Source organism: Klebsiella sp. JN_Kp122, from assembly GCF_040062085.1.
GTDB lineage: Bacteria > Pseudomonadota > Gammaproteobacteria > Enterobacterales > Enterobacteriaceae > Klebsiella > Klebsiella aerogenes.
Genome location: NZ_JBEAHW010000039.1, coordinates 71,506 through 78,865 on the forward strand (window position 1 = coordinate 71,506; position 7,360 = coordinate 78,865).

6 protein-coding genes are annotated in these 7,360 nt (G+C 54.6%); 3 read left to right on the top strand and 3 right to left on the bottom strand.

Annotated elements, in window-relative coordinates; all coding sequences use genetic code 11:
* Positions 1–12 precede the first annotated feature (12 nt).
* The gene (locus ABLU78_RS15990; protein WP_045412527.1) at positions 13–2,364 is read right to left on the bottom strand and encodes a TonB-dependent receptor; all 2,352 of its coding nucleotides are present in this window, start codon (positions 2,362–2,364) and stop codon (positions 13–15) included.
* A gap of 323 nt (positions 2,365–2,687) precedes the next feature.
* Between ABLU78_RS15990 and ABLU78_RS15995 the strand changes: the two genes are divergently transcribed.
* Positions 2,688–2,981 (top strand): SelT/SelW/SelH family protein, encoded by a 294-nt coding sequence (locus ABLU78_RS15995; RefSeq protein WP_015370009.1) that lies wholly within the window; start codon positions 2,688–2,690, stop codon positions 2,979–2,981.
* A 15-nt stretch (positions 2,982–2,996) separates the two neighbouring features.
* Here ABLU78_RS15995 and ABLU78_RS16000 read toward each other — a convergent pair whose 3' ends face one another.
* Together ABLU78_RS16000 and ABLU78_RS16005 are read right to left on the bottom strand one after the other, a co-directional pair.
* A complete protein-coding gene (locus tag ABLU78_RS16000) occupies positions 2,997–4,706 on the bottom strand; it encodes a thiamine pyrophosphate-requiring protein (RefSeq protein WP_348820606.1) in 1,710 nt (569 codons plus the stop codon).
* 35 nt (positions 4,707–4,741) lie between these two features.
* Entirely contained in the window at positions 4,742–5,683 is a 942-nt protein-coding gene (locus ABLU78_RS16005; protein WP_045412522.1) for an AEC family transporter, read from the bottom strand.
* Positions 5,684–5,866: 183 nt separating this feature from the next.
* Between ABLU78_RS16005 and ABLU78_RS16010 the strand changes: the two genes are divergently transcribed.
* Positions 5,867–6,754, top strand: a complete 888-nt coding sequence (locus tag ABLU78_RS16010; RefSeq protein ID WP_015370012.1) for a LysR family transcriptional regulator — start codon at positions 5,867–5,869, stop codon at positions 6,752–6,754.
* 60 nt (positions 6,755–6,814) lie between these two features.
* A complete protein-coding gene (locus ABLU78_RS16015; protein ID WP_045412519.1) occupies positions 6,815–7,156 on the top strand; it encodes a nitrous oxide-stimulated promoter family protein in 342 nt (113 codons plus the stop codon).
* Positions 7,157–7,360: the final 204 nt, after the last annotated feature.

Genomic DNA, 7,360 nt, shown 5'->3' on the forward strand with positions numbered 1-7,360 from the left:
TTATTCGGGCGATCAGAAATCGATATTCACGCCCAGTTGCCAGGTCCTTCCGGGCATCACAGCCAGCGCTTTATCGTTGGCATCCTGATTGGTACTGGTCTCGATGTTGCGGCTGCTCAGGTAGTCCCAGTATTTACGGTCGGTAATGTTGTAAACCCCGCCGTTGAGACGAACGTTCTTCGCCACCTGCCAGTAAGCGGTCCAGTCCAGCATGCCGTAGCCCGGCACGCGCATATATTCGGTGCTGGAATCGGCGATGGCGGAGCCGGTGTTGTTGTAGCTCTCGCGGCTGGTGGCAGTGGCCTGTTTGCCCTTAACAAAGGTGGCGGTCAGCGCCGTACCGTAGCGCTTAGCCGGATCGTCCCACGCCACGCCGACGATCGCTTTCATCGGCGCGATGCTGTCGAGGTCGACGTATTTATCGCCGTAGTAGCTGGATTTCGATTTCCCTTCGCTATAGCCCCAGGCGAGGGTGGCGCTCAGGCCATCCACCTGCTCAAACCAGGTGCCGAAGTTAAATTTAGTGCTGATCTCGCCGCCGTAGATATAGGCCTTATCGCGGTTTTCCGCTTGATAAATGGTGTAAATATTCGACGGGACGTTAGTGAATTTGCCCGGATTGTTGGCGCGCGAATAACGCGTATAGGCGATAAAGTTCTTATAGCTGTTGTAGAACAGCGCGGTACGCACGGTGATGCCTTCGGTGACTTCGCCCTTGATACCCCATTCAATATTGTCGCTGGTCTCGGTTTTCAGATCGTTGTTACCGATTAGCGCGTACTGCTGGCTGCCGGCATAGCTGGAGCCCAGGTTCCACGAACCATACAGCTGGCTGGCATTCGGGAACTGCGCGCCGCGCTGGTACTGCAGATAGGTCATCAGCCGCGGCGTAATGTCGTACTGGAACGTCAGTGACGGCAGCACCTGGGTGTCGCTGTTTTTACCATACAGATTCGCCACCGACGATTCGGTGAGCACGCTGCTGTTGGCGCTAAGATCGGACAGATCTTCCGGTTTAGTGGACTGATGCGTCACGCGTACGCCGGGAATAATCGCGAAGTTGTGGCTATCGAGATCGAAGTTGATCTGATCCTGCACGTAACCGCCGAGGGTGTAGCTACGGCTGTCCGCTTCCGGCTGCATAATTTCGCTGTAGACGCTGGGGATCGGCGACTGGCTAAATGGCCGCTGGGTTTTGGTCGTGCTGGCGTTAAAACCGGCGCTCAGGTCGTGGCGGCCGATGCTTTTCGCGAGCGCGGTCTGCAGGCCCCAGGTATCGGTATCGTAGTCGGAATTGACCGTCTGCATTTTGCGGGTGACGCTATCCGGCATCCAGGTCCAGTCGTGAGCCTCGGTATGCTGGTAATACACCTTGGTCGAGACGCTGTCGATGTAATCGTTCATCGGCGTCCAGTCGTCTTTCAGGCTCAGCCCCCAGCGCCGCGTCTGGTTGGTTTGGTTGGCGGTGCCGATCACGCTGTTACCGCTGGAGTCCCACGAATCGAAGTGGCTGTGGTTGGTCTTGTGATAGTAGTCGAAGGTGCTGGTGAACTTATGTTCATCGTTCGGCTGCCAGATGCCGGAGGCCATAAACGCGTCAGAGTGCCAGTTTGCCGGGTAAGCGTCGACGCTGCCGCTATTGTTCTCGGTTTCCTGGCCATCGCGGCGGCTGTAGACGAAAATGCCGCGCAGCGTTTCATCGCCGCCGGCGACGGTGACGCCGTTATGCCAGCTGCGGTCGGAAGAGTCGTAGCCGCTCTGGTAGCCAAAGGCGCTGGTTTTGCCCGGGCGCAAATAGTCATCCGCCGATTTCGGGCGGAAGGAGACGTTGCCGCCGATTGAGCTGTTAGCGGTCTCGGTTGAGGTGGCGCCCGACTGAATATCCACGCTGCCGTACATATAGGGGTCGATATAATCGCGGCCAATGCCAAAGGTGTTGAGGCCGGAACGGCCAACGTAGCCGCGGCCGGTGGCGTTTGGCTGGGCAATGCCGTCAACATCGATGCCGACACGGTTGCTTTCGAGGCCGCGGATGTTGTAGCCGGTATAGCCGCTGCGATCGAAACCGCTTTTACCGTTGCCGGAACCGCCGCTGGCGCCGGTGGCGCTGATGAGGGGTTCATAACGCATGATTGAGCCGAAGTCGTTGGCGCCTTTGTCCTGCAGTTCCTGCGCGCTCACCGAATGCTCGCTGCCGGCTTTCAGCTGTGGGGCCGGGGCGGTCACCACCATCTGTTCCGCGCTATCCGTCGTGTTATCCTGGGTCACGGCCGCGATAGCGGCATTCTGCGCGATTGCTGCGAGCAGAGAAGTCGCCAGCAGGCTTTTCTTACACCATGCTGCTGATTGAGTCGATTTGTACATTTGTAGCCACGCCTTGATAATTATTAGTATCGGCTCACGCGTTACTTCCAGAGTGCAGGTTGGTCCGTGTTTTCCCTGGCGGACAGTGGTATTCCTGATTTAGTAATTGCGAATGTTAATGATAGGCATTATCGTTTGCAACAAAATATTTACCTATACCCTAAATAATTCGAGTTGCAGGCAGGCGGCGACGCAGAGAATCCCCAGGAGCTTACTCAAGTAAGTGACTGGGGTGAGCGAGGAAGCCAACGCACATGCAACTTGAAGTATGACGGGTATATTCTGAATTTTGTTTACATTCGTGCGGACGGGAGCAAGCCAACATGAGCCATAAAGCGATGATTACCATTCACTACTGTTCCCAATGCAACTGGATGCTGCGCGCCAGCTGGATGGCCCAGGAGCTGCTGCATACCTTTAGTACCGATATCGCTTCGGTCACGCTGGTGCCCGGTACCGGCGGCATTTTTACGGTGAGCGTCGATGAGGCGCTCATCTGGGAGCGCAAACGGGACGGCGGTTTCCCGGACGCTGCCGAGCTGAAACGGCGGGTGAGGGACGTCTGCTTCCCGGAAAAAGCGCTGGGGCACGTGGATAATGCCGGGAAGCAGGTCTAAAACGGCTGGCTGTGATTAACGTCCTAGTTCAACGTTGACCAGTACGCTTTGTCGGCGAGTGCGAATAATAGCGACCGCCTCTTCCAGTACCCCGGGAAGATCTTCCGCCAGCGAAACCGTCAGCGCAGCCGCGCGGCTGGAGGCGGCGAGCGCGGCGAAATCTGGCGACGACGAAAACGCGGTGGCCGGGATAGCGTCCATTTTAGCGGCATAGCCGTCGGGATAGAGCGCCCGGGTGCCGCCCGCCACCGCTCCCCAGCCGCCATTGTTGCCGACCACCACCAACACGGGAAGCTTCATCACTTCCGCGATGTGATGACACACCGCCGGATTGGCAAAGAGATAGGAGCCGTCGCCCACGGCGGCGATGATAAGCTCACCCCGCCGGGCGAGCTGCAGCCCTAAGGCGATGGGCAACGCTTCACCCAGACCGCCCGCCAGCGCTTCCTGATAATAACTGTCCGCCTGAGTCAGGCCGGCGAACTGCGGCATTGTTGTCAGTTCAGAGACGATCTTCCCCTGATGTTGATTGGCAAGCTGACCCAGACAGTAACTCAGCCAGGGTTTGCCAATTGCCCCTTTTTGGTTGGCGTGGAGGAGGGCTTCACGTTGGTTCTTCGCGTGTTGTATCAGGTTAAGCACATGCTTTTCACGTTCAGCCACCTGCCGTTGCTTCGCCGCCACAAGCGGCTGGAGCGCCTCTTGTAAAAGTTCGAATACCTCGTCGGTTTCTCCGGCCAGGTTAATATCGGCGCGATAACCGCGGACGGGGTAGCGGGAAAAAAGCGGATCGGGGCCGATCTGGATCACCTTACAGCTGTCGTTGCAGCGGCTTTCTTCGATGATCCACGGGGCCTGCGAGTCGATAACGATGATGATGTCGGCGGCAGAAAGCCAGCCTTCGGGATCGCTGCCTGCCAGCATAGGATTGTCGCTGCCGAGGGTGACTTCAGTACCCCAGTATTCCACCACCGGAATAGCCCACTCCTTAACCAGGGTATTGAGCCGCGCAAAGCCACCAGACGTTCTTGCGCCACGCTGGGCGAAGATGACCGGCTGTCTGGCATTGGCTATCGCATCGGCGGCGCTGGCAATATCCGCCCGCGTTGGCGCATAGCGGACCGGCTGTTGAGTTGGTGCGGCATGAAGCGCTTGTTCATCGATCGTGAACGTTTCGCATAGCGGCTCGCGCGGCAGGCTCAAATACACCGGCCCCTTTGGCAATGAACGGGCTATCGCCCATGCTCTGTCAACATGCTCGCCGATCTGATCGGCAATGCGTAATTCAAAGTCCCATTTCACCGACTCGCGAATGAGCGCCGCCTGATCGCGCATCTCCTGGCCGTAGCCAATCGGCGTGTTGCGACAACCAAAGTGTGAATGCTCGCTAATTGGCGTACGTCCGCCAAAAATCAGTACCGGAATATTGCTGTTGGCCAGATTGATGACGCCGCAGGCGGCATTGGCCAGGCCTACGTTAGTGTGAACCATGACGGCCTGCACTTTCCCGCTCCCGAGATAATAGCCATGGGCCATGCCAATAGCGGCGTTCTCGTGGGGACATATCACCAGCTCCGGTACCTGTTGTCCCGTGGCGCGCATTTTGGCCCACGCTTCAATAACCGGGGGATAATCGGTACCCGAATTAATAAAAATATAGGCCACGTCGAGGGCCTGAAGCCGGTGCAGTAATAATTCAGCGGCCGATACAGTGATAGAAGTCATATTCTCTCCGGATTAACGCGATGTTATCGCCGTGATTAAAAGGTCAGGAAAATAAATGCGCCCATCGTAATGATGGAAGTAATAATACTTAGCGCCATGGTCGAGGCCATTTCTTGCTCGCCGGACTTATATTGCATAGCAATAATAATGGCGATCGAGCCCACAGGAATCGCCATCGTTAATACCACTTGTTTTATTTGCTCCATGCTGAAACCCATTTTTAACAAAATGAGGTAGCAGGCGCCGGGCACCAGAATATTACGGGCGATGACGGTAATAATGGTGGCGGAGGTGATGACAATGCTGCGAGTATAGAGCACGATGCCTGCGGCAAACAGCGCCAGTCCGCCGGAGGCCTTACCCAGCAGACCTAGCGATATTGATACGGTTTCTGGAATATGAATATCCATTAATACTAATATCAGCGCGACAACCGGCGACCATACCACCGGCTGCTTGATGGCGTTGATGACCCGCGTGGCAAAAGAGATATTCTGGCTTTTATCCCCCGTTGCAACGGACATCAGAATCATCACCAGCGGGAGCTGGAAGACATTTTGCGTAATACTGGAAACAGTAATGAGTGAGGCGCTGACGGTACCGAATAAAAAAGCCAGTACCGAGGTGCCAATGAAGGGAACGGCCGGCGAGCCGATGGCCAGAGCCTGTAGGGTACTGAGCGCCAGGGAGCGTTTACAGATATAACGGGCGATAGCTAAGGGAATAAGGAAACTCAGAATTAGCGCCAGGATAATGGCGATAGCGACCGGCCCCATGCTCATCACGATATGCCGCGGCGTCATGACCATATTACTGAAAATACTCAGCGGTAAAGCATACAGCATTACAATTTTATTAATATCACCAGCTTGCTGCCAGTTGAAGTCTTTGCGTTTACCGCTGATATAGCCAATGAGAACGGTAATGATAACGGGTAAAATAGCGCCGAGGATTAATAGAATGTTGTTCTGTGTCATAGTGATTTATTCTCATTATAAATTATCGTTAGGGTCAGGGTGTTGATCTATAAATATTGAGAGTGTTTCCCACGGAAATGCGCCGCTGTTGCACTTTTCTTTTTTTTCGTTGCTTACTGCATTCTTGACGCAAAAAGAAGCGCCAGGGAAATGTAAAAATAATTCGTTCAATGAGTAATTGTCATGGCTATGAAAATTAAACAGATACAAGCCTTTCTTACCGTCGCCAGCGAAGGAAATTTAACCCTGGCTGCGGAGAAAATGGGGATTACGCAATCCGGGCTCAGCCGACTATTGCTGACCCTGGAGGAGGATCTGAATGCCACCTTATTTGAACGACATAAGCATGGAATGGCGTTAAGCGAGTATGGCAGCGCGTTTTTACCCTATGCCATGACAATGTTGAATACGGAGAACAAGGCCAGAGAGGAGATGGCGCTGATCCGCGGGGCGGGCAAGGGGATTTTGAGAATCGGCTGCGTATCCAGTCTGTTAACCAGCCATTTTATTGATAAATTAGCCGCCTTTCATAAACGCCATCCCCAGATACACATCAAAATATTCGACCGCATTGACTCAGAGTTGTTTAAGTTGCTGCTGATGCATGAAATAGATATCGCCCTCTGCGGGCCTTTACCGCACGACGATAAAATCGTGGTTCGTGGAAAAATTAACTGGCAGGACCGTATTTGTATCATTTCAAGGCCAGGCCATCCGCTGCAAAAAGAAAAACGTCTGTCGCTTGCAGCGATGCTCGACTATCCGTGGATCATGCCGCCGCCATTAAGCACGCCGATGCTTATCCTTGAAGATATTTTTCGCTCGCATCAGTTACCCTGTCCGGTTCCTATTATCGAGTGCGCTTCATCCGCGGCGATAAAATCCTTTATCGCTGAGAGCGATCTTTTAACGTCAATGCCTGCCCCCGTCTATCGACTGGAAGAGAAGCTTGGATTGTTGCGCCCGCTGGAGGCGGAGGGCAGCGTGTTTGTCCGAGATTTCTATGCCTGGAGCCATTTTGGCGTGTTATCCGGAGCCGCGCTGCAGTTAATCCAGCATCTGAAGCAGTGAGATGCCCTGACAGACACAAAGGTGTATAATCAATGCATCTTATTGGCTTGAGGCTGTGACATGGGTAAGCGCATTGAACGTGAAAAAAAGACTATCAGCTGTATGATTCGGCTGTATCAACGCCGCTGCCCGGACGCGCGCAACGACGGCGAACATTACCAGGCGCTTAACGCTTACGCCGACAAGCGGCTGGATAAGTGCGTATTTGGCGAAGAGAAGCCGGCCTGTAAACAGTGCCCGGTACACTGCTATCAGCCGGCGAAGCGAGAAGAGATGAAGCGGATCATGCGCTGGGCCGGGCCGCGGATGCTCTGGCGGCATCCGATTCTGACCATTCGTCACCTGATTGACGACAGGCGGCCGGTGCCGGAGCTGCCAGAAAAATACCGGCCGAAAAAATAGCGGCCTTTCCACGGTTTGCGCTGCGCTTCGCCGCCACCGGGATCGCGGTTGAAGGATCGTAGATACTGCTATCGGTTTGCAACTTTTTCGCTTGAGAAAAACGTTTATCGAGTGTCGCTTCAGAGGATATTGCGCTCCCGTTTGATTTTTATGCAATATGTTTTCCGTGGCGCAGGGAGCGCACAGAGGGCGGCCAGTCGCCGC